This is a genomic window from Microcoleus sp. S36b_A4 (assembly GCF_036700645.1).
In the GTDB taxonomy this organism is placed as follows: Bacteria; Cyanobacteriota; Cyanobacteriia; order Cyanobacteriales; family Microcoleaceae; genus Microcoleus.
In genome coordinates, this window is the sequence record NZ_JAUBPI010000081.1 from 1 (window position 1) to 21188 (window position 21188).

Genomic DNA, 21188 nt, shown 5'->3' on the forward strand with positions numbered 1-21188 from the left:
CCGTTAGCATTCGACCTCACTGAGAAGGCTGAAACCCTCATTCTGCCGTTAGTGATTGAAAACTGTCCGGACTATTGAACATGGGTATCACTTTTTAAACACTAAATTTATTGACCATCAAATTGCGATCGCACGTCTTCAACAATCTCGACCCCCCCCTCATGGGATGAAAAGCCGATTCACACCCATATAGGCATTAATATTAAGCACAATCTCAATTAGACCTTCAACACAAAGCTCTCGATCCTCGGTGTCTCTGAGCAAAAGTCCCAAGTAAATTAACAGGTTACAGGCGATCGCGCTGTGGACTTCTGAACCTACTGGCATAGCGATAATCTCTCCGTTAAAGTATTCGTGACGTTCTTCGGCTGTTTCCTCGATCGCCCGGTATTCATCTGGAGTAAAGCGAGTCTTTGTCGCATCGGGAAGATTTGGCGGGTTGGTTGAAGCAATAACCACGATCGCACCTCGTAAATAATTAGACCTTAAATAATTATGGCTTACAGCTAGATAGTTTTCCTAACCCAGAGGCGTTTTCTGAATTTCATTCAAATTCCCTAAAGAACTCTCCATGCCTTTTTCCAATTCTGCTTCACAACCGCTAAATTCTCGCTTTCCTTTTATTTTTAACACTCAATTGCTTGGTAATAGATGTATAATAATGCAAAGCAAAAATCAGATTAATGCCAAAAAACACCAAAGTTAAAACAAAGGTAAAAAAAGACGTAAACGACAGTCGGGAAGTCATCGTAAACATCGCCAAAATGATTGAGCAAAGCCCAAAACCGGCAGCAAAAGAACTTAAAAGCAGCAACCGCACCTTAGACATAGTTTAATTTAAAGATTATCAGTAAAATGCACTCTTGGCACCTAACGATGAGTGCCAAATGATACTTATTACTATATAGCGGAATTGCTCAGTTCCGCCAAGGGCAAAACGACTGCTTTCCTAAAAAGGTTTGAATTATACAGAAAAATACAGCCCACGCTCTTGTAAACTCCTGTTGCTCGACTTAATATCAATCAAAGGAATTCCCCAGCCTCCGCGAGCATTCCACCTTTCGCCGTACAGTTACCGCAACCGCAATCCCGCTGACAGTAAAGTATTAGCTTCCAAAACCGCGCTTTCCCTGGGATTCCAAACATTGCCAAAATCCACAAATGGCGTCACCTGCAAAACTCCTTGCTTGTCGCGGGTGCGCTGGCATCGGATACCGCAAATCGGCTGAATCAAAAATCCCGCTAGGGGTAAGCATTGCATCCTGACAGTAACCCCGCAAGATATCTGAGCCCCCTCTAGCGAATTGTTCGATCGCCAAAAGCTCTGCCCCTGCCCCAGCCAATTCCCCATCCGATCGTACCACCAGCAGCCTCTCAGCAGCCAAAAACCGCACGTACTGCTATTGACCACGAGGTCAAAAATCAACTGTCAGGGCTGCTGCTCACCGTAGCGCCAAATGCTGCAACTCCCTAACAGAACTGCGATCGCGCCACCAAGACATCTCTCTCTCCCCTTTAAGTAAAATCCTGAAACAGCCTCAGCACCGCAACCCGATTTCTTCCCCGATTATCTGCTGCCGACGACAGTGGAAAATCCTTTCCCAGCAAAGATGTATCGCTTTCTCGACTGCGAGTACCAATACCGATCGCGATTTCTCTTCTCGGATTTTGCACGATCGGCTCGCGGTAAATCAACTGCCAACTACTTCCCATCGATCGACTTTGATCGTACCGGCAATGTTAGCAATTCTGCAGGCTGTGCCGACGCGGGAACAGCAGGCGGCAAAAGCTGTGCGGCTGAAGGCAAGGGCTTTGGTGGCGTGGGTTATGGGAGGGGAGCCGAATTTGACAGCCGCGGGTTGGGAATCGGAAATTCGTGTCTGTTTTCTCCTCGGTTCGGCAATTGAGGGAGAGTGTCTGCGGGCTCACTTTGGGTCAATTGATCGAGTTCCGGGATGCTATTTTCTTGCTCTTTACTGCCTCTATTTAATTCTGAACCCGAGTATAAATCACGAAGCCGATCGCGATCGTCTGCTGTTTCTTGATTTAGTTTGAATTGAGGCGGTAAATTATCATGCAAAATTGGCGCTTGCACCCCTGAGTCGGTACCAACCATCGACTCACCCACACTTAAAGCTGATAGCAGTGCGGGGCAAATAGCTGCAATTGAAAAACCAAGTGCTAATGCCTTGAAAAACTTGATTTTACAAAAGCCTCTCGAAAATTGCACGGGCATGACAGATTAGCCATATTTGATAGTTATTTACACTTACGATCGGGCGCGGCCGGCGCAATTGCAAGGAATAAAATTACTCTATCACTTTTGACAGAGTTAATTCCTTAAGTCAATATAAAGATAGTTGACAGCACTCTTATTTTATGTACTAAATAATTACTGAAAAAAACTCTGACCTCCCAAGCTAGCCATCTTGCAAGGAATAAAATTACTCTCTCACTTTTTAAACACTTAATTCCTTAAGTCAATATAAAGATAGTTGACAAAACCTATGTTTTGTGTGTTAGACAATTGCTGAAAAAAACTCCGACCTCCCAAGCTAGCCCTGTAGGTCGGCGGAGCATTCTATCAAACCTGCGATCTGAGAAATAGGTAAATTTTGATACAGATTACTACATTTTATTGAGCTGCGATCGCAATTCTTCCAACTCAGCGTCAATCACCGGGCTCGACTCCGAGCTACTAGCTGCTGCCGTTTTACCCGCTGCCGGCAATTGACCTTGAGAGACAGAACCCCCGGTCAGTTGAGCTTTCATCTGAGCCAACTCGTCGTCAACATCGCCGCCGCTTTCGAGCAAGCGGAACTGTTCCTCTAAATTGCTGCCGCCGGCGGCCAATTCTGCCGAAGCCCCCGCGCGAGCTTCAATCTGCAAAACTTTTTCTTCCATGCGATCGAAAGCCGCCATTGAACTGCCAGTATTCAAGGTGCCAATGGTATTGTTGAGCTGTTCCTGAGCTTTAGCAGCGGATATCCTCGCTTTGAGCATATCCTTCTTAGTCTTAGCTTCGGAAATTTTGCTCTCCAAACCGATCAAGTTACGCTTGAGACTTTCCACCTGAGCCGATTGCTGATCCAGACTAGCTTTCAGCGTAGCCGCCGTTTCAGCGTGAGACTTTTTGCGAACTAGCGCTTCCCGGGCCAAAGTCTCGTCTCCCTTTTGCAGGGCTAGCTGAGCGCGCTGCTGCCACTGGTTAGACTGAGATTCAGCTTGATTGTACTGAGTCTGGGTACGCTTTTGAGTGGCGATCGCGCTGGCAACGGCCTGACGCAACTGCACCAAGTCTTCCTGCATATCCGTAACAGACTGTTCTAAAATCTTTTCCGGGTCTTCAGCTTTGTTGACCAGATCGTTAAGATTGGCTTTGACGACTCGGCTAATGCGGTCAAATAATCCCATAATGCTATTTTTCCTGGATGAGGTGTACGAAGTAGGCGGAAAGCAGGCTTGATAGCCCTAGCCCGCAGTTGTGAAATTCACTCTTGTCAGATTTTTAGTGCGATTTAGTTTTTGGCAATTTTTGCAGACAGATAAATCCAGTTTAAAGCGATCGAGTAATGTGATGCAGGCAAGCTTATTCATGCACATATCTATTGAGTTTAACTTCGATCCGGGAATTCCCCAACAGGCTTCGAGCCATCTCTAGCTAGGCTGTTGAGAAGTTTTTGCTCGTCCCGACTCTTCTTCTATTGCCTGGGGTTCAGGATGCGGGCGGCTCGCCCGACGGCAATTTGGGTGTATTGTTGCCCGGAAGCATTTGTGCTTTCATCGCCGCCAACTCGGTATCCACATCGTCGGCACCTTCGAGAGAGAGAAACTTCTTTTCTAAATCGTTAGTTCCGAGTTCCGCGATTGCTTCGGAGCGAGCTTCTAGCTGCATGACTTTCTCTTCCATCCGTTCAAAGGCGCTCAAAGCGCTGCCGGTACTGAGATTGCCCATCATTTCTTGCAGCCTTTCCGACGATGCGGCCGATCGAGCTCGGGCAATGTACATATCTTTTTTAGATTTTGCCTCGGAAATTTTACTTTCGAGAGTCCGCATATTTTCTTTAAGTTTAGTCACAACAGCGTTCTGTTGTCCCAGACTGGCTTTCATCGCCGTTGCCGTTTCTTGATAAGATTTCTTGCGCGTCAGAGCTTCCCGCGCCAAACTTTCCTCGCCTTTTTGCAAAGCTAGCTGCGCCCGCTGATGCCATTCTGCTGCTGTAGACTCAGCTTGGGAACACTGGCGTTCAGTGCGTTTTTGAGCTGCAATCGCTCCTGCCACAGCTTGTCTAAGCTGCACTAAATCTTCCTGCATATCCATTACAGCCTGTTCCAGAATTTTTTCTGGGTCTTCGGCCGCCCCGACTAAACTGTTAATATTGGCTCGAATCACTCGCCATAGGCGATCGAATAATCCCATTTTGCCCGTCTCCCGATTTTATTAAATTTTAGATTTAGGACTGGGAATTGACAATTACAAAACCAATTTTGTGTTAGACAAAACATTCATCATTGTCTAGCTTTGTCTAACAATTTAGTTAAAGTTTTTCACCCTTTACCTAATTTATGGTTGATAGTATTGTGGCTTCACCCCTTTTTCTTGGAGTTCTTTCACCAAACGTTCTGCTGAGGCAGGATCGTTCAAAGCCCCCATTTGGATCTTGACACCCTTTGAGAAGTTTCGCACGTAGGCATCGGGAACAGCGGTTCTGGCTTGCTGCAGCGATTTTTCGTCGGTGTAATCGGTGACAACGTAATAGAAACCGTCGGCGGCCCGTGCAGGCCTTCCCAGCGGGGATGCGGCTGCTGGGGATGCGGCTGCTGGGGATGCGGCTGCTGGGGATGCGGTCGCCGGGGATGCGGCGGCAGGCTGGGCTGGGGAGGGTGTTGGAGGCAGTGTCGGCAGTGTCGGCACTGGCTGGGCGGCGCTGGGGCTGGGAGTGGGAAGCAAAGCTGTACTCAGATTGTTGAGTCCTTGTTCCCTGCCTCTGGCCGGGTTGCCGTCTTCTGTAGGAATCGGCACAGCCCCGCTGGGGCCCGGAGGCGCTGGCGGAGTTGGCGGGATTGATGCTTTTGGTGACGGGGAAGGAATCGGGCTGACTGTCGGCTGGACATTGCTGAGAGTGCTCAAATCTAGTTCTACAAATTCCTTGGATACCAGATTTGGAGCTTTCGGCAGTTCCTTGGTGCTGGTATCTGAGGTGGAATTAGAGGCGGGACTGTCGCTGGGAGAGGGTGAGGTGCGGAGCAAACGGTTCAAGCCGGCCATCTTAACTAGATTTGACGGGTACATGACGGCGTAGCCCAAAGCTGTGCATGACAGCAAAAACAGCAGCATCGAACTCAGTCCCAAGGGAGTTAACAAACTGGCAGCTAAACTGCGTTCTACCGTAGGCTCAGCTTTTGACTCGTCCAAACTTTCGATGAGTTTTTCGCTGGATTCGAGATAATTGTTGGGTGCGAAGGCACTGCTAGATAATTTTGTGCCACCCCTGGTAGTTGCTAGCGGGGCATCGCCCTGAGTGCCGGCAAGGGATAGGGGCAGCGATAGCGGCTGCTGGGTTTCCTCCGCAGTCTCTGGCGCCAAATTTTGGGCTAGCTGTTGCTCGGTTGTGGCTGTTTGCTTGCCGGTACGAACTGAGGGCGACACCCACTGTTCGGCGCGCCTCCTGTGCCTTCTGTATGTTGTCAGTTCTGCTTCTAGATTTACATCTAGACTCCCCAGGACTGCTTGCAAAGCAGGGTTGATTGGGGTTGAAGAGGATTGATGATTTGGGGATTCAACCGAAGAACGCTTACTCATTAGCAAAACTCCTACCGCCTCTGAATTAATTTTAATGTTTTGATTGTAGATATAAACAAGAAGCTTGAAAACTTGCCTATTTTATGATTAGCTACTTTTGGCGTCAATGCAACAGGGGCCCGATCGCCTGCTGTCGATCGTCGGCAGCTATTTTTCATTTTCATTTAAAAACTTAATTGTTGCTGTTTCCCGGAGGCTGCTTACCGACACTCTCAGCCACTTTTTGTATCCTGAGCTACCGCTTATTTGTGACCTTTCATACTCCTTGGGTATTTGTACTTTTTCTTGATCCCTAACGCCTTTATAAACTTTTAACCTATGTTTTTACCTATACAATGAGCAACTACCGAGCTAATTGTTTCTATATATAACGAGATTATAAATAAATTATAAAATTTAATTATACTTCGGGGATCGCTACAAACCAGACAGCATAAAGGTTGGGATGCTCTAAAACCTGCTAGCTCTACAAAGGAGAATTAGAGATGAAAATGATTTCCCTAAGAACTTTTATGCAAACCTCATTAACTTCACCTTTAACTTCAGCTTGTGGTCACTGCCGTCACTATACCCCTGAGGGCAGACGCGGGGGTGTTTGCGCTCTACTAAGCGGCCCGGTTCAAAGCCACTGGAAAGCTTGTGCTTTAGCGGTTTCGCCTTTTAGGTCATCTTGGGAAAACATAGAAGAAATTGGAATGTGGCAAGAATCGACTCTGACGCTGCAGGATGCCACCGTCACTCTTTCCGAGCGCCATGCCTGCCAGCTTACAGGCACAACATTAACCGAAAAATCCGCTGCCGCAGTTTCGGTTTAGTTAGTCGGCAGCAGGATAGGTCATACCATTTTCGATTTTCGATTGGGAAATCACTGATCATTATCATGGTTGGGATCTGACAAAGCAGTTTCATTCTTTTTGGGAACTGGTATCAATAGTCACAATTTTGGACGATCGGGTGCATTTGGCTTTACTAACTCATAAAAATCAGCATTTACTTTAATATGAGCGCATAAAAAAAACTGATTTCTGCATCCCGCTATGGCAGCCAAGGATATTGACTAAAATCAGGTTGCCGTTTTTCCAAAAAGGCTTGTTTGCCTTCGGCGCCTTCCTGGGTCATATAGTACAGCAAAGTGGCATTTCCTGCCAGTTCTTGCAAACCGGCTTGACCGTCGCAGTCAGCATTAAAAGCAGATTTCAAGCAGCGAATCGCGATCGGACTTTTTTCGAGAATTTCCGCAGCCCACTGAATCCCTTCTAGTTCTAGTTGTTCGACGGGCACGACGCAGTTGACTAAACCCATTTCTAGGGCTTGCTGTGCGCTGTACTGGCGACACAAAAACCAAATTTCTCTGGCTTTTTTCTGGCCGACGACTCTGGCGAGATAGCTAGCTCCGAAACCACCGTCGAAACTGCCAACTTTGGGGCCGGTCTGTCCGAAAATAGCATTGTCAGCAGCGATCGTCAAGTCGCAAATTAAGTGCAGAACGTGACCCCCTCCAATTGCGTAGCCTGCAACTAAAGCAATTACTACTTTAGGCATAGAGCGAATCAACTTCTGCAAGTCGAGCACGTTCAACCGGGGTATGCCACCTTCGTCTACATATCCCGCCGCACCCCGCACGCTTTGGTCGCCGCCGGCGCAAAAGGCGTATTTGCCGTCTGTATGAGGCCCCGCACCTGTGAAAAGGACAACGCCGATTTTTGTGTCTTCGCGGGCATCAGTAAAGGCATCGCACAGTTCCTGCACGGTTTTGGGACGGAAAGCGTTCCGTTTGTGAGGTCGATTGATGGTAATTTTGGCGGTGCCACCACTTTTGTGATAGAGAATGTCTTCGTAGGTTTTGGCGGTTTGCCATTCAATTTGCATAATCAATCAAGTTGAGATTTGAGATTGAGATGAGTCAATCAAGGTAGCGACGAGTCGCTTTTAGATTTTAGAGGCATTCGGTTCAATGAGATACAAGGGTCGATCGACTCTGGAAAAAAAAATAAAGCGGGATTTAGGGAGAAACCAGGTTTTTTACGAACATACGCCGTGCAGCGCTCTTGGTAGGGGTTAAACAACTCGGTTTTTGAGGGTAAGAGCGCCCCAGTCGCATCTCAATTGGAAACAGCGTCAAATCCTCGAACTCTTCTCACGACTTTTACTGCTCCAAAATTTATATGCGCTGGACTATTTGCGGAGTAAAATACTCAGCAAGTGCTTTGCTGCTTTGCCAAATACCGGATCGCGGGACTCGAATTCGCTGGGATCGAGTAAAGCTTGAACTTCGGCAAAAGCTTGTGAGTCGAGGGTTCCTTCTTTAGTAAATAAAGTGTCTATGACTGCAATGTGTCTGGAGTCGAGGCCGAGCCGATTTGCGATCGACTGTAGGTACATTTGCTCCCGCAGGTCGATGTGTCCGTCGGCCGCTGACATTTCGTAGCCGGAACCGATGAGCAACAGTTTTTCAGATTCTGAGAACAAAGCTGTCAGGGTTAGCAATTCCGTGGGGTTGAAGTAAACCTGCTGTTTCGATACTCCTTTGACAAGGCGCTGAATTAGTTCTACCAGATCGCGGTCGCCGCTAGCAAAGGCTTTGAGAGTCTTTTGCAGCCGTTCTTCTTCTTCAACTGCGATCGTCCTGTCAATAATCATCACTCCGCGCAGGATGGAAATCAGAGCAGTCAGAAACACTACCAAAGGAGTGATATCTTGTTCACGCAGCTTTTGCCGACTAATGCGGCACAACAGCTCAACAATTTCAGTGGTAATCGTAGTGGTGTCCATAATTAAAGACTCTCGATTAAGCTGTAATGTAACTTTCTTTATCGATCTTAAGTTTTTCTGTTACTTAGGTATGACGTGAATTGTAAAGCTGAGCCGTTGTCTATTCGTGATACTACTTATTTTATTCACAAACGCTGGATGACTAGGGCTGTGGAATTGGCCCAAGCAGCCGGTGATGCTGGTGAAGTACCCGTTGGTGCTGTGATTGTTGACGGTACTGGCAAATTAATTGCCGAAGCGCAAAATCGGCGAGAGCGAGATTGCGATCCGACTGCTCACGCTGAAATCTTGGCTTTGCGGGCTGCTGGTCAAGTTTTGCAAGACTGGCATCTTAACCAATGCACGCTCTACGTAACGCTGGAACCTTGCCCGATGTGCGCTGGTGCGATCGTCCAAGCTCGGATTCGTCTGCTGGTATACGGAGCAGATGACCCGAAAACTGGCACGATTCGGACTGCCGCTAATATTCCTGATAGCGCGCATTCGTGTCACCACTTAGAGGTGCTCGGCGGTATTATGGAGTCTGTTTGCCGCGATCAGTTGCTTTCTTGGTTTGAAGCGCGCCGGAAAAATTAACAGGTAAAATTTTTTACTTTCTTCGGGGCGATGTTTAATCGAAATTGACCTTTAACTGGAATAATAGATCCGTAATTCCCCGCTCAAGCTTTCGAGGCGGCCGACTGCTCTGCATTAGTGCTGTCCGGTTGGTTGAGGTTTTACCTGTTAGAGATTATCTCTTGCGGGCGCGATCGCTCGATCGGCACAAGGCCAATAGCAAAAGTGTCCCGATCTAAAAACTAAAGATTTGGCCAACACCTTACTTTAGACTTTAGATCTCGATAAAGCAGCTTAATTGCTATGCCCCACACCGCCACGATCGCCGTTGAGTCCAGTAAATCATCTCTAGTGAAGCCAATGCCTGCCAAGGTAGCATCTAATACCTCTCGCGTTTCTCCTTGGTTAACCTCCTTGCTCTATCCGCTAGGTCACTATGTTGTCCTACCGTTTCATTTTGGCAAGATTGAGGTAACCGGACAGGAGCACTTGCCGAAAGATGGGCCTGTCATCTTAGCCCCTACGCACCGCTCCCGGTGGGATGCCCTGATGATGCCCTATTCAACTGGACAGAAGGTGACTGGACGCGATTTGCGGTTTATGGTAACTGCTGATGAGGTCAAAGGACTGCAAGGTTGGTTCATCAGACATTTGGGGGGGTTTGCTGTCGATCTCAAGCATCCGGCAATTGGCAGTCTCCGTTATGGGGTGGAACTACTCCTCGACAGGGAAATGTTGGTGATTTTTCCCGAAGGCGGTATTTTTCAGGATGGGGAAGTTCATCCGATTAAGCCGGGATTGGCGCGTTTGGCAATGCAAGCTGAGTTGAGCAAACCGGGTTTGGGCGTGAAAATTGTACCGATGAGTATCCGCTATCGTCCGCGCATTCCTAAATGGGGTGCTCAGGTAAAAATTGCGATCGGTTCTCCGATTTCCGTGGCGGATTATGCCAATGGTGGCGGTGGCAAAAAAGAAGCACGATTGTTGACAGCCGAGCTCGAAATGGCTCTTAAAAAGCTTGATGAAAGTTGAGAAGAAGTTCGGCAACGGATTATTTAACGGATGTAACGGATGTCAGGCAGAAGGAAGTTCGGCAACGGATTATTTAACGGATGTAACGGATGTCAGTCCGATGGCAGTCGGAAGAAGGAAGAAGGAAGAGGGAAGAGGGAAGAAGGAATTATGATATAATATTTTCGGGTGCTGTGGAGAGATGCAGCACTTATTTAGCTGCTTTGTTATGTCTGTATTAAGTGTGAGCATTAATGAATTGTGCTTTGAACTTTAAGCCGGGTCAAATTGTTAGTTTAGAATGTGGAGATGCGTGCCTGCATTCAGAGGTAATCCAAGTGGTTGAGGCACGTCAAGTTTGTTGGGTGCGCCCTTTGATGTTAGTTGTATCGGCGTCGGGGAAGGATTTATCGGCAGAATACACTTTATGCGATTTGCGAGATGGTGCTGATTTGCTGTGGCCGCTGAGCTTGTTTCGCGCGGCTTTAGATACTGAGGTAATTTCACTGTTGACTGAGTTGCACTCTCTGGATGCTGATAAAAAGGATGGTGCGATCGCATCTCGGCAACTTAGAGATTTTGTCGATCGAGTTTGGGAAGCTTTTCCGAGTGCTTTTCATTAAGCAGATATCTGGCGTTTTGTCTATTAGTCCGCCAGGGGTTGAAAACCCCTGTCTAATAGCTAAAGCCCTCTTGGATAGAAGTAATACTCTCTTGATTCTTCAGTCCGCGTAGGCGGACTTCGTTTGTCTAGAAGCGATTTCAAGCGCCTAATTTTCTTTTCGCTTTTCGCGGACTATTATACTAAAATACAGCGTGTGAAAGCTCTTCGGGGTTGAGATTATTGTGAATAACTTGACCGTCGCGGAACCAGACAACGCGGCGAGTTTGACGCGCGACTTCCGGTTCGTGCGTTACCATAACAACAGTCATGCCGCTTTCGTTAAATTCTGTAAAAATATCCATTACTTCTTGAGTAGTTTTTGTATCCAATGCACCTGTAGGTTCGTCAGCCAGCAACAACACGGGACGGTTGACAATAGCCCTGGCGATGGCTACCCGCTGCTGCTGTCCTCCTGATAGTTGATTCGGTCTGTTTTGCAAGCGACTTTCCAGGCCTACTTTTGTTAAAGCATCTACTCCCCGTTCGCGTCTTTCTGCTGCGGGAATGCCGGCATAAACCATCGGTAACATGACATTTTCTAATGCTGTCAATTGAGGCAACAGGTGAAATTGTTGGAATACAAAACCTAATTTTAAATTGCGAATTCCGGCTAATTCTGATTCGGGCATTTGGGCGACATCTACGCCGTCTAAGTAGTAACTGCCGCTCGTAGGTCGATCGAGACAGCCGATAATATTCATAGCTGTAGATTTGCCAGATCCCGACGCGCCCATAATTGAGCAATATTCTCCTTGTCTTACGGTCAAGCTGACGCCGTTTAAGGCGCGAACTTCCAGGTCGCCAATCCCGTAAACTTTTGTTACCTCTTCCAGACCGACAACAACGGGCTTTGAGAGGACTTGCGGGTCGAGGTCTTTGTATGTATCGGTTTGTAGTTCAGGCATTTTTTTTCTGTGCGATCGACACAACTAACTACTAAGCTAACACTTCCCATCTGTTTTCGCGATCGGGGTGAGGGCTGTTTCGATGCTAATGAACAGAACATCTATATTCAAGTCAGAGTGAATACTTTGACACCGACCTGGAGGTAAAGTCGGAGTGGAAAAAAAAATCGGCGTTGCACAATTGGGTATGAAATTTGTAGGGGAAATCCCCCCGTGATTGCCCCACCGCTGACAGTGTAAGGACTTAGAATTACCCCTACAGGCAAAATCATACATAAATTCAGCAGAGCCAAAAAATCTATACTATTATGCAGTGACCGAAAGCATCCAGGATACAAGTCCCCGGATTCATGCGTCCAGAAATAAAAAACCTGTATCCTATAAACTTGCCTCCGAATTTATCTGTGGGGTCAATGCGAAAATCGAAAATCGAAAATCGAAAATCGAAAATCGATTGACTCTCTCTGTAGGGTGCTTATGGCAACCCCTGTCAAGGTACGATCGCCCTGCTTTACATCATCCTAGCCGTTGGCGATCGGCAATAAACCCAGTTTATGGGTAATCACCTGTTAAAGGAGGAAATTTTAACATCGCCATCAACAACTTTTCAAGGGTTTCAGAGTCTTCTTCACCAGGTTGACAGGGCTTGGGTGGAATAGACACCCCAATAGGCTAAACTTGTGTGCGATCGCCAAACAGACTACAAACCAATGACTACTGCTGCGGATACAAACCAGGCCGAGATTTCCAATACAGTCTCATCGAGTCCACAAATGTTATCTTTCCTGAGAATTGTTGAGTCTTTATCCATAGCCGCTTTTGTGGGTGCGTGCCTCCTTACCAGAGTTTTTCCAGACAATCAACTTATCGTTATTTTAGGAGCTGTTTTTCTCTCTAGTTTTATTTTTCTCTTCCTGACCAATAGGCAATTGGCTCAAAACTCTACGAATAGTGCAAATCAGTTAGATATCCGAAGAAAAGCTGAACTATATAATTATCTGTTAAACCCGAATAATGTTTCGGATAACAATCCGATAACCCCAGTGAGAGAAAAGGCTTTACGATATTGCCAGGAGTTGATTGACGACTATAAAAACACTAGAGAGACTTCGAGAAATATTTACTATACTTTCCAATTGGCAACCGTTGTTTTATCGGGAATCACACCAATTTTGGTATTGGTAGACAAATTGGAACCAAGTCAAGCGTTGCTCAAGTGGCTGCCGGTAATTTGTCCCGCTGTCGCCTCGATAGTCGCCAGTATCGTTACCTCTTTTCCTTTTCAGGAAAATTGGATTTCTGCTAACACGACTGTGGAATTGTTAGAAGCGGAACAGGAGAAATTTATATTGGGAGTTAGTCCGGCTTATCGTTGCTATGATGCCGACGAAGCCCAACATCAACAAATGGCAAAAATGGGAATAGAAAACTTTATCACTCAGGTGAATGAGATTCATCTCAAGCAAATCCAAAAACCAGATGAGAAACGGTCAAGAGAGCAGAATACAGAGCCAGCTCAATCTACCGAGTCAAAGTATGGGCAGAGTTAACAAATCTGACAATATCAGTAAGTAGGTAGGGTTGAGTTAGGCCACCTGCTATTATACGGCTAAACTTTTCATCACAGATGGCATTTCGGGGCTATAGGATAGCCAAAGACCGGCTCGTCCCCCGTTTTCTTACCCCTGAAATAGCTCTATATGTAGCGCTCAGAAGTTCTCAAAGGCAAATTTTTTGAGCTATCATTAAGAAAAGTTAAGCGTAAACTTGGTAAGTTGGGGATTTTTGGTAAATACAATTATGACATACGATTACGACTTGTTTGTGATAGGTGCGGGTTCCGGCGGATTGGCGAGTTCCAAGCGAGCAGCATCCTACGGCGCAAAAGTGGCGATCGCCGAAAATGATTTAGTAGGCGGAACCTGCGTAATTCGCGGCTGTGTCCCCAAAAAACTCATGGTGTACGCCTCAACATTTTCGCACCTTTATGAAGATGCGGTGGGCTACGGTTGGAGTCCAGTAGAAAGCAGTTTCGACTGGGAAAAACTTGTCACCACGGTAGATGCAGAAGTGCGGCGGCTGAGCAAACTGCACATCAGCTTTCTTGAAAAAGCCGGAGTCGAATTAATCTCAGGATACGCCAAATTTATTGACCCCCACACCGTCGAAGTTGGTGACAAAAAATTTACCGCAGCCAAAATTTTAATTGCTGTCGGCGGAGAAGCGCAAAGAGTCCCAATTGTCGGCATCGAACACGCGATTACCTCTCGCGAAATCTTTCTACTAAAAGAGCAGCCAAAACGGTTGGCAATTTGGGGAGGAGGCTACATCGGCGTCGAATTTGCTTGCATTATGAACGGGTTGGGAAGCCAAGTAACTCAAATCATCCGCCGTGACTTAATTTTGAACGAATTTGACACAGAAATTCGTACCAACGTGCAAGAAGGAATGATTAAGCACGGAATCGAAATTTTGGCAGAAAGCTCGATCAACCACATTGAGAAAACCCCAGAAGGCTTAAAATTAACTCTGTCGGGAACAGCCGAAGGAACGCTAATAGTAGACGCGCTGTTGTGCGCTACCGGGCGTCAGCCTAATTTAGAAAAATTGGGTTTAGAAAATGCGGGGGTAGAAACAGATAAAGGTGCGATCGCAGTTACCAAAGACAGCCGCACCAGTCAGCCCCACATTTTTGCAGTGGGAGATTGCACCAACCGCATCAATTTAACACCAGTTGCGATCGCCGAAGGACGCGCTTTTGCCGATACTGAATTTGGTAATAACCCCAGATCGATCAGTCACGAAAATGTTGCCTCAGCAGTATTTTCGCAGCCGGAAGCAGCTACAGTCGGCTTAAGCGAAGTGCAGGCTAAAGCAAAGTTTCCCGACTCAATTAAGTGCTACACAGCCAAGTTTAGGCCCATGTTTCACGCTTTGACAGGCGCAGACGAGAAGACTTTTGTCAAGTTAGTTGTTGAAACTAATACTGACAGAGTTTTGGGCGTGCACATGGTTGGGAAAGACGCGGGCGAGATTATTCAAGGAATGGCGATCGCTGTTAATATGGGAGCTACGAAGAAAGACTTCGACGCGACTATTGGCATTCACCCATCGACTGCGGAAGAGTTTGTGACTCTACGGTAAACAAGGCGAAGTAGCCAGAGACTTAAGTCTCTGGCTAATAGCTACAGTCGGTTAAAAATGACTCAAGAAAACTATTTTGAAAAACAGGCATGATGCCTGTTCCACACAAAAATTAAATTTTCTGGTTGTGGGGTGGGCGTCCCGCCAGCCCAAAAATACAATTTAGATACAACACAACTTATTAATGAGTGATTCAACAAAACAAAACACAATTTTAGCATTCTATCTCGGTGAGCAGCCTGATTCACAAGGCCGGGCGATCGAGGATATTTGGTCGTGGGATTACCAGAAGCTGGAATCCGTACACAATTACATTCAATGGCTGTTTCCCCTAAGAGAAAAGAGTCGCTTTAATTCCAGTGCTCCGACTTTAAATGATGAGGTAATTCAAGCTTTTAGAACAAGTGAAGAGTTGAAAAATCGCTTACTCCGTTCGTTCAATGTTATGCTGGCATTTTACGGGTTGGAATGCCGCGAAGGGGAAAACGCAGAAATTGTAATTGCAAAATCCGCAGAATATTTGTCAAGAAAAAGAGAGTGGATTCAAAAATTTAATCACAACTACCTGCGGCTGACTAGGATTATCACAAGTTTGACAGAGTTGGGATTGAAAAATTACGCTTTAGCTCTTTTCAAATGTTTAGATGAACTCTATAATGAAGACAAAAAAAGTATTGGTTTAGAAAGTTATACTTATTGGAAAAATGCTGTAAATAGTTAGAACCGATATTTGGGACTGGTCGCTATAGCCAACCCTACGGCCCACAAGAAAACTTAATTTTTGTGAAACAGGCCCGAAAGCCTGTTACGGGCGGGCTAGAACCCACCCCACAAGAAAATTAAGTTTTTGTGGAACAGGCCCGAAAGCCTGTTGCTGACATTGGTGCATTTTTACACCCCAAGCGGATTCATGCTCAAAATAATATTTTAAATTATTTGAACCTTTTTCACGATCGTCCTGTCTAAACACTTCAGATAACGAACTGGTGGGGGAGACTTCACAGGTGTTAGCTGTGTCAGCCAATGTTTTAATAGATAACTGTTCCGACTCGGACTTAGTTGCTGAATGTTTAAAGGGCGATCGCACCTGCTTTCGCCACCTTTACCAACGCTACCAACACAAAGTCAGGTCAACCCTTTACCAACTCTGCGGGCCCTCGCTGCTTGACGACTTAACGCAAGAAGTATTCCTGCGAGTGTGGAAAGGATTGCCAAAACTCAAGCACCAAGACAACTTTTCTACTTGGCTTTATCGAATCACTTGGAATGTGGCTTCTGACCAAAGACAAGCAGTTGCTAAGCAGCATTCTTTTGATTCCAAACTCAAAAATCAAGAACAAATGGATCGGATTGTTGTCACAGATCGTACCTCTGACTTGATGCAGTTGCACTATCAAGATTTAGTGCAGCGAGGATTGGAGAAATTGAGCTTTGAACACCGCAGCATTTTGGTGCTGCACGACTTAGAAGACATCCCGCAAAAAGAAGTAGCTCAAATTTTGGGACTGCCGGCAGGAACCGTCAAATCTCGCGTGTTTTATGCCCGAAATGCTGTGCGGCAATTTTTGCAAAAAGAAGGTGTCAGCGAGCTATGAATAACCCAAGCAGCGACCAAGAGTTAGTTAATTTCTTGAAGCAACATCGCCCAAATCTTCCTGAAGCTACACCAGATTTAGAGCGAAAACTCCTAGCAGCAATCGAAAGTAATCAGCCGAGTTTCTCCCATGAAAATCACCGCAAAAAACCGCGATTTATTGCGTCAGCAAAGTCTGATAACAGGTTAAAAATATTCTCTGTTTCTAAGTGGGCTTTGTCGTCTGCAATTGCTGCTATTCTGCTAGTTTTTTGGTCTGGCTACCGTCCGTTTAATACTGCACAATTGCCAGATGAGGAAACAGCTAAGTTAGAAGCATTTTTAGTTACTAACTGGGAGGGTGTCCTCCATGATTCTACCCAAGAAAGTATGACCGATAGCTCGCAAACAGACTGGTTGACTGTCAGCCCTGGTGCTGGCAGCCAACCGCCAACAAATAAGTAATATCAAAGAGGTAATTTTCATGTCAATTCGTCGTATTTCTGCCCTAGCAGTTTTAATGCTGACTCTCGGTAGTACAGCAGCAGCAATAGCAGTTCCTCATCCCCTCGAACCGGAAACATTTGCACAAAATCAGCGACCAAATCGACCTGGCAAGGAAGGCGGGATGTTCGAGAAACTGAATTTAAGCGCTGACCAAAAGCAGCAAATGCAAGCAGTTCGTGATCGCTACAAAGACCAAGTTTCCCAGCGGATGCAAGCAATCCGCCAAGCGAGACAAGAATTGGAAACGATGATGTCCGGCACGGCAAATGCCAGCGAAATGCGCGAAAAACACCGTCAAATAATCGGATTGAGGCAGCAGTTGGAAGAGGTGCAATTTGAAAGTACACTCGCAATGCGAGAAGTGCTCACAGCCGAACAGCGCAGCCAATTAGCTCAAATGATGCAGCAGCGCCGACAAAATGCTAAAAATCGGATGCAAAACGGTCAAAAACCACAGTAATAGTGCCATTTTGTTCACGGCTTATTAGAGCCCCGACTTCTTAAAGAAGCCGGGGTTCTGGGTGTTATACTTAATATTTGTTGTTAAATATCAATTACTGAATGAATTTAAAAAACCATTCTAGTTACATTTATTTACACGGATTTGCATCAAGTCCCGATTCTCTTAAGGCAAAATATCTCCGTGATTGCTTTTCGTCCCTAGGAATTGACCTAAAAACTCCCGATCTCAATCAAAACAATTTTTCCGGTCTCACCCTCACCCGCCAGTTACAGCAAATAGAAACAGAATTTCTGCAAACCCCATCCTCCCCATCGGCCGACAAGGTAAAACAATTAGGGGGAGTTACAATAATTGGGTCGAGTTTTGGGGGACTGACAGCGGCTTGGTTGGCCCAGCGACAATTGTCAGTAAAACAAATAGTTTTGCTAGCACCGGCTTTTCAATTTATCTCCCACTGGCTGCCGCTGTTGGGACAGCAACAGTTAGAAAAGTGGCAGTTGGAGAAATATTTGCCCGTTTACCACTACGGCGAACAGCGTTATCTGCCACTGAATTATCAGTTTGTGGCAGATATGGCTCAATACCCTGAAGAAAAATTAATTCGGTCAGTCCCTACGTTAATTCTTCACGGCAAACATGATACAATAATACCGATTCAAGCTAGCAGAAATTTTGCCGCTAACCGTCCCTGGGTGCAATTAATCGAATTAGAAGACGATCATTCTTTGGGAAATGTCCTAGCGGAAATTTGGGAAGCGATTCAAAAGTTTTGCCAATTCAAAAATTAAAATTTTACCAACTTGCAAGTCTCAACAATCAAATGACTGAACAAGATCGATCGACTCGCACCTTAGCCGTGGATATTGGCGGAAGCGGCATCAAAGTTATGGTTTTGGACAATGAAGGCGATCCCCAAACGGAACGCAGCCGCTTAGAAACGCCTCAACCACCGAAACCCGAACCCGTACTAGAGGCGATCGCCTCTTTAGCCAGCGGACAAGGAGAATTTGACCGAGTATCCGTCGGTTTTCCCGGAGTCGTGCGTCTAGGCGTTATAAAAACCGCAGTGAATTTAGATCCGTCTTGGATAGATTTTGACCTAGAAACTATCCTTAAAGATCGCTTGGGGAAACCTGTGCGAGTGGCTAACGATGCCGATATTCAAGGATTGGGAGCAATTGCTGGGACGGGGGTAGAATTAGTAATTACTCTGGGCACCGGTTTCGGTTCTGCCTTATTTGTCGATGGTATCTTGGTGCCAAATCTAGAATTAGGGCATCACCCGTTTCGCAAAGGGGAAACTTACGAACAGCAATTAGGGCGATCGGCATTAGATACAGTCGGTTCCAAAAGATGGAATCGCCGTTTGGAAAAAGCGCTCACCTATCTGCAAAATCTCTTTAACTGCGATCGCATTTACATCGGCGGCGGCAATACTAAAAAGATTGCTGTTGAGTTACCGCCGCAGGTTAAAATAGTACCAAATGTGAGCGGTTTATTGGGCGGGATTGCTTTGTGGCGTGATTGAATAAACAAACTTTGTGGCCAAAATACCCATAAATATCAAAGAAACCGGATTTGTTACTCGGATTAAAGGCAATAATCCAGTCTTTCGGTAAAAAACCCGGTTTCTGAATCCACAACGGTTGATTTGGTTTTTTGGCTGGTGCAATGGCCGTTTAAAAAATTATTCGCCCATCGGATCGCGGTAGCGTTTGGGTTCATCCTTGCGAAACAGATTCGCCAAACCGAGGATGCCCAACAAACCCAAAGCACCCCAATGATTGTTGTCTTCCTTGCTTTCTTGAAAGGGAGTTCTGTCTAGAACAACTCCATTAGACTCAGTATTGTTCTGTGCCGGAGCTGATTCAGTTTGAGCTGAAGCAGGCATCGCTGAAGGGAGAACAGCCAAACTCAAAGCTATGATGGTAGCGGCGGCATTTTTAGATAGATCGGAAGGCTTGACTTTCATACTTGGTTTCCACATATTAGCAGTTACTTTCTAAGAATAATCAATTGGCTACAGCCGACGCATCAATCGATCGACAGAAACTAAATCCCGCATCTCCTCTTGCTTTCGAGATAGAACAAGCTCTATGCTAAGTTCAGATGCTTCTAAGCAGATTATCTAAAATAAAAAGTCGTAAACTATACCATGCTTCCCTTTATCCGAAAAGATTTAGCCGAACTTACCGCATACACTCCCCATCCGGGCGGCACATCAGGAGAACCAGCACACTCCGAAAGTGCGATCAATCGCCTCGATACCAATGAATGCCCCTACGACTTGCCAGAAGAATTAAAAAAAAAGCTAGCTTGGACTTACCAGCAGTTAATTGAGACAAATCGCTATCCCGACGGAGGCCACGCAGCGCTCAAAGAGGCGATCGCCCAATACGTCAATGAATCAATCACAATCCCCCCGCTAGGGGGGGTTACACTGCCAAAAACCGCGATTACAGCCGACAATATTTCTGTGGGCAACGGTTCCGACGAACTAATTAGATCCATCTTAATAGCTACTTGCTTGGGCGGCGCAGGCTCTATTTTCGTTGCGAATCCCACCTTTTCGATGTATGGAATAATCGCCCAAACCCTCGGCATTCCCGTTGTGAGTGTTCAGCGGAAAGAGGAAAATTTTGAAATAGATATCGAGGCTGCTAAAAGGGCGATCGCCCAAAATCAAAATCCCCCCGTGCGCGCCGTCTTTGTCGTTCATCCCAATTCGCCCACAGCCAATGCTTTGACAACCGATGAAATAGAATGGTTGTCAAGTTTACCGGAACAGATATTAGTAGTAATTGACGAAGCCTATTTTGAATTCAGCCAAAATACTTTAGCAGACCAATTGCACCAGCATCCAAATTGGATTATTTTACGCACATTTTCCAAAGCATTTCGACTGGCCTCAATGAGAGTCGGATATGCGATCGCCCATCCCGAACTCACAGCCACCTTAGAAAAAATCCGTCTCCCCTACAACCTTCCCAGTTTCTCGCAAACGGCAGCCGAGCTAGCCCTAGCGCAGCGGCAGTTATTGCTAGCAACCATTCCCGAAATTTTGTCAGAAAGAGCAAAATTAATTGCAGCGCTAACTCAGCATCAAAAATTGCAAGTTTGGCCGAGTGCGGCTAACTTCGTTTACCTGCGGGTGAAAGCTGGCGATGGCGAATCTCCTGAACAGGAACACAAACAAATCATGCAGCAGCTAAAAGATCGAGGTACTTTAATTCGGCATACTGGAGGAGGTTTGCGAATTACGGTGGGCAGTCCCGATGAAAATCAGCGAACAGTCGATCGAATAGGAGAAATTTTTGACAACTCATAATATTGGGTATCCAGTTTCTGCTTAACACCAAAATAACTTTGGAGAAGGTATATATGCTTCAAGCAAAGGTTTTACGGGTTGCTCGTCCAACGGATTGCCTCGATCGAGTTGTTCATTTCTACACAGAGGGTTTAGGGCTGCAAATCCTCGATCGTTTTGAAAACCATGAAGGTTTTGACGGAGTAATGGTTGGAATGCCAGGAGAAAGCCACCACTTTGAATTCATCCATCAACGGGGACATATTGTAGGTGGCGCTCCAACTCAAGACAATCTTATCGTCTTTTACCTTCCTAACCAACAAGAATGGCAGCAGGCTGTTGAGCGAATGAAAGCAAGTGGATTTGATCCTGTAAACTCCTACAATCCATACTGGGACAAAGATGGAGTTACATTTGAAGACCCAGATGGCTATCGAGTCGTTTTGCAGAATGCCGAGTGGAGCTTGTAGCAGCGCGATCGCAG

At 46.1% G+C, this 21188-nt stretch carries 29 protein-coding genes; 18 read left to right on the top strand and 11 right to left on the bottom strand.

The features are described from left to right. Positions 1 to 159: 159 nt before the first annotated feature. Complete coding sequence (locus QUA03_RS21805; protein ID WP_333214884.1) at positions 160 to 459, bottom strand: Uma2 family endonuclease; 300 nt, start codon at positions 457 to 459, stop codon at positions 160 to 162. Between the two features lie 224 nt (positions 460 to 683). Here QUA03_RS21805 and QUA03_RS21810 point away from each other — a divergent pair, with 224 nt between their 5' ends. After that, positions 684 to 836 (top strand): hypothetical protein, encoded by a 153-nt coding sequence (locus QUA03_RS21810; RefSeq protein WP_333214886.1) that lies wholly within the window; start codon positions 684 to 686, stop codon positions 834 to 836. Between the two features lie 236 nt (positions 837 to 1072). Here the strand turns inward: QUA03_RS21810 and QUA03_RS21815 are convergent, their stop codons facing one another. Together QUA03_RS21815 and QUA03_RS21820 are read right to left on the bottom strand one after the other, a co-directional pair. Then, positions 1073 to 1426 carry a hypothetical protein gene (locus tag QUA03_RS21815; RefSeq protein WP_333214888.1) on the bottom strand — a complete coding sequence of 118 codons (354 nt, stop codon included), beginning with the start codon at positions 1424 to 1426 and terminating at the stop codon, positions 1073 to 1075. Positions 1427 to 1515: 89 nt separating this feature from the next. After that, entirely contained in the window at positions 1516 to 1713 is a 198-nt protein-coding gene (locus tag QUA03_RS21820) for a hypothetical protein (protein WP_333214890.1), read from the bottom strand. A gap of 24 nt (positions 1714 to 1737) precedes the next feature. Between QUA03_RS21820 and QUA03_RS21825 the strand changes: the two genes are divergently transcribed. Continuing rightward, entirely contained in the window at positions 1738 to 2055 is a 318-nt protein-coding gene (locus QUA03_RS21825; RefSeq protein WP_333214892.1) for a hypothetical protein, read from the top strand. Positions 2056 to 2628: 573 nt separating this feature from the next. On the opposite strand, the gene QUA03_RS21830 is transcribed toward QUA03_RS21825, so the two are convergent. Then, positions 2629 to 3414, bottom strand: a complete 786-nt coding sequence (locus tag QUA03_RS21830; RefSeq protein ID WP_006635936.1) for a PspA/IM30 family protein — start codon at positions 3412 to 3414, stop codon at positions 2629 to 2631. Between the two features lie 70 nt (positions 3415 to 3484). Here QUA03_RS21830 and QUA03_RS21835 point away from each other — a divergent pair, with 70 nt between their 5' ends. Then, on the top strand, positions 3485 to 3661 hold the full coding sequence (locus tag QUA03_RS21835) for a hypothetical protein (protein WP_333167716.1): 177 nt from the start codon (positions 3485 to 3487) through the stop codon (positions 3659 to 3661). A 54-nt stretch (positions 3662 to 3715) separates the two neighbouring features. Here the strand turns inward: QUA03_RS21835 and QUA03_RS21840 are convergent, their stop codons facing one another. Beyond that, complete coding sequence (locus QUA03_RS21840) at positions 3716 to 4420, bottom strand: PspA/IM30 family protein (RefSeq protein ID WP_333214894.1); 705 nt, start codon at positions 4418 to 4420, stop codon at positions 3716 to 3718. 144 nt (positions 4421 to 4564) lie between these two features. Further along, positions 4565 to 5803, bottom strand: coding sequence for an SPOR domain-containing protein (locus tag QUA03_RS21845; protein WP_333214896.1), 1239 nt, complete (start codon positions 5801 to 5803; stop codon positions 4565 to 4567). A 485-nt stretch (positions 5804 to 6288) separates the two neighbouring features. Between QUA03_RS21845 and QUA03_RS21850 the strand changes: the two genes are divergently transcribed. Then, on the top strand, positions 6289 to 6618 hold the full coding sequence (locus QUA03_RS21850; RefSeq protein WP_333086384.1) for a hypothetical protein: 330 nt from the start codon (positions 6289 to 6291) through the stop codon (positions 6616 to 6618). 220 nt (positions 6619 to 6838) lie between these two features. On the opposite strand, the gene menB is transcribed toward QUA03_RS21850, so the two are convergent. Further along, positions 6839 to 7672, bottom strand: coding sequence for a 1,4-dihydroxy-2-naphthoyl-CoA synthase (gene menB, locus QUA03_RS21855; protein ID WP_006635932.1), 834 nt, complete (start codon positions 7670 to 7672; stop codon positions 6839 to 6841). A gap of 306 nt (positions 7673 to 7978) precedes the next feature. Beyond that, the gene (locus QUA03_RS21860) at positions 7979 to 8575 is read right to left on the bottom strand and encodes a TerB family tellurite resistance protein (protein ID WP_333214898.1); all 597 of its coding nucleotides are present in this window, start codon (positions 8573 to 8575) and stop codon (positions 7979 to 7981) included. A 75-nt stretch (positions 8576 to 8650) separates the two neighbouring features. On the opposite strand from QUA03_RS21860, the gene tadA reads away from it, so the two are divergent. The 4 genes from tadA (at position 8651) to QUA03_RS21880 (ending at position 10764) form a co-directional block, all read left to right on the top strand. Further along, the gene (gene tadA, locus QUA03_RS21865) at positions 8651 to 9151 is read left to right on the top strand and encodes a tRNA adenosine(34) deaminase TadA (protein WP_333214900.1); all 501 of its coding nucleotides are present in this window, start codon (positions 8651 to 8653) and stop codon (positions 9149 to 9151) included. 282 nt (positions 9152 to 9433) lie between these two features. After that, positions 9434 to 10162 carry a lysophospholipid acyltransferase family protein gene (locus tag QUA03_RS21870; protein WP_333214902.1) on the top strand — a complete coding sequence of 243 codons (729 nt, stop codon included), beginning with the start codon at positions 9434 to 9436 and terminating at the stop codon, positions 10160 to 10162. Continuing rightward, a complete protein-coding gene (locus QUA03_RS21875; RefSeq protein WP_333214904.1) occupies positions 10152 to 10316 on the top strand; it encodes a hypothetical protein in 165 nt (54 codons plus the stop codon). The genes QUA03_RS21870 and QUA03_RS21875 overlap by 11 nt, the downstream gene beginning before the upstream one ends. A 79-nt stretch (positions 10317 to 10395) precedes the next feature. Continuing rightward, the gene (locus QUA03_RS21880) at positions 10396 to 10764 is read left to right on the top strand and encodes a hypothetical protein (RefSeq protein ID WP_333214906.1); all 369 of its coding nucleotides are present in this window, start codon (positions 10396 to 10398) and stop codon (positions 10762 to 10764) included. 181 nt (positions 10765 to 10945) lie between these two features. On the opposite strand, the gene QUA03_RS21885 is transcribed toward QUA03_RS21880, so the two are convergent. Next, entirely contained in the window at positions 10946 to 11710 is a 765-nt protein-coding gene (locus tag QUA03_RS21885) for an ABC transporter ATP-binding protein (RefSeq protein WP_333214907.1), read from the bottom strand. Between the two features lie 710 nt (positions 11711 to 12420). On the opposite strand from QUA03_RS21885, the gene QUA03_RS21890 reads away from it, so the two are divergent. The 3 genes from QUA03_RS21890 (at position 12421) to QUA03_RS21900 (ending at position 15575) form a co-directional block, all read left to right on the top strand. Next, complete coding sequence (locus tag QUA03_RS21890; protein WP_333214909.1) at positions 12421 to 13260, top strand: DUF4231 domain-containing protein; 840 nt, start codon at positions 12421 to 12423, stop codon at positions 13258 to 13260. Between the two features lie 250 nt (positions 13261 to 13510). Then, complete coding sequence (gene gor / locus QUA03_RS21895) at positions 13511 to 14854, top strand: glutathione-disulfide reductase (protein ID WP_333214911.1); 1344 nt, start codon at positions 13511 to 13513, stop codon at positions 14852 to 14854. Between the two features lie 184 nt (positions 14855 to 15038). Beyond that, positions 15039 to 15575, top strand: a complete 537-nt coding sequence (locus QUA03_RS21900) for an opioid growth factor receptor-related protein (RefSeq protein WP_333214913.1) — start codon at positions 15039 to 15041, stop codon at positions 15573 to 15575. A gap of 84 nt (positions 15576 to 15659) precedes the next feature. On the opposite strand, the gene QUA03_RS21905 is transcribed toward QUA03_RS21900, so the two are convergent. Beyond that, complete coding sequence (locus QUA03_RS21905; RefSeq protein WP_333214939.1) at positions 15660 to 15878, bottom strand: hypothetical protein; 219 nt, start codon at positions 15876 to 15878, stop codon at positions 15660 to 15662. Here QUA03_RS21905 and QUA03_RS21910 point away from each other — a divergent pair. From QUA03_RS21910 to QUA03_RS21930, 5 genes are all read left to right on the top strand, one after another. Then, positions 15859 to 16449, top strand: coding sequence for a sigma-70 family RNA polymerase sigma factor (locus QUA03_RS21910; RefSeq protein WP_333214915.1), 591 nt, complete (start codon positions 15859 to 15861; stop codon positions 16447 to 16449). The genes QUA03_RS21905 and QUA03_RS21910 overlap by 20 nt on opposite strands. Further along, entirely contained in the window at positions 16446 to 16892 is a 447-nt protein-coding gene (locus tag QUA03_RS21915) for a hypothetical protein (protein ID WP_333214917.1), read from the top strand. Before QUA03_RS21910 ends, QUA03_RS21915 begins: the two co-directional genes overlap by 4 nt. A gap of 19 nt (positions 16893 to 16911) precedes the next feature. After that, positions 16912 to 17394 carry a Spy/CpxP family protein refolding chaperone gene (locus QUA03_RS21920; protein ID WP_333214919.1) on the top strand — a complete coding sequence of 161 codons (483 nt, stop codon included), beginning with the start codon at positions 16912 to 16914 and terminating at the stop codon, positions 17392 to 17394. Between the two features lie 101 nt (positions 17395 to 17495). Then, positions 17496 to 18185, top strand: coding sequence for a YqiA/YcfP family alpha/beta fold hydrolase (locus QUA03_RS21925; protein ID WP_333214921.1), 690 nt, complete (start codon positions 17496 to 17498; stop codon positions 18183 to 18185). Positions 18186 to 18217: 32 nt separating this feature from the next. Next, positions 18218 to 18925 (top strand): ROK family protein, encoded by a 708-nt coding sequence (locus QUA03_RS21930; RefSeq protein ID WP_333214923.1) that lies wholly within the window; start codon positions 18218 to 18220, stop codon positions 18923 to 18925. Positions 18926 to 19084: 159 nt separating this feature from the next. Here the strand turns inward: QUA03_RS21930 and QUA03_RS21935 are convergent, their stop codons facing one another. Beyond that, the gene (locus QUA03_RS21935) at positions 19085 to 19369 is read right to left on the bottom strand and encodes a WGxxGxxG family protein (protein ID WP_333214925.1); all 285 of its coding nucleotides are present in this window, start codon (positions 19367 to 19369) and stop codon (positions 19085 to 19087) included. 183 nt (positions 19370 to 19552) lie between these two features. On the opposite strand from QUA03_RS21935, the gene QUA03_RS21940 reads away from it, so the two are divergent. Beyond that, positions 19553 to 20725, top strand: a complete 1173-nt coding sequence (locus QUA03_RS21940) for a histidinol-phosphate transaminase (protein ID WP_333214926.1) — start codon at positions 19553 to 19555, stop codon at positions 20723 to 20725. Between the two features lie 53 nt (positions 20726 to 20778). Continuing rightward, on the top strand, positions 20779 to 21174 hold the full coding sequence (locus QUA03_RS21945; RefSeq protein ID WP_333214928.1) for a VOC family protein: 396 nt from the start codon (positions 20779 to 20781) through the stop codon (positions 21172 to 21174). Positions 21175 to 21188 lie beyond the last annotated feature (14 nt).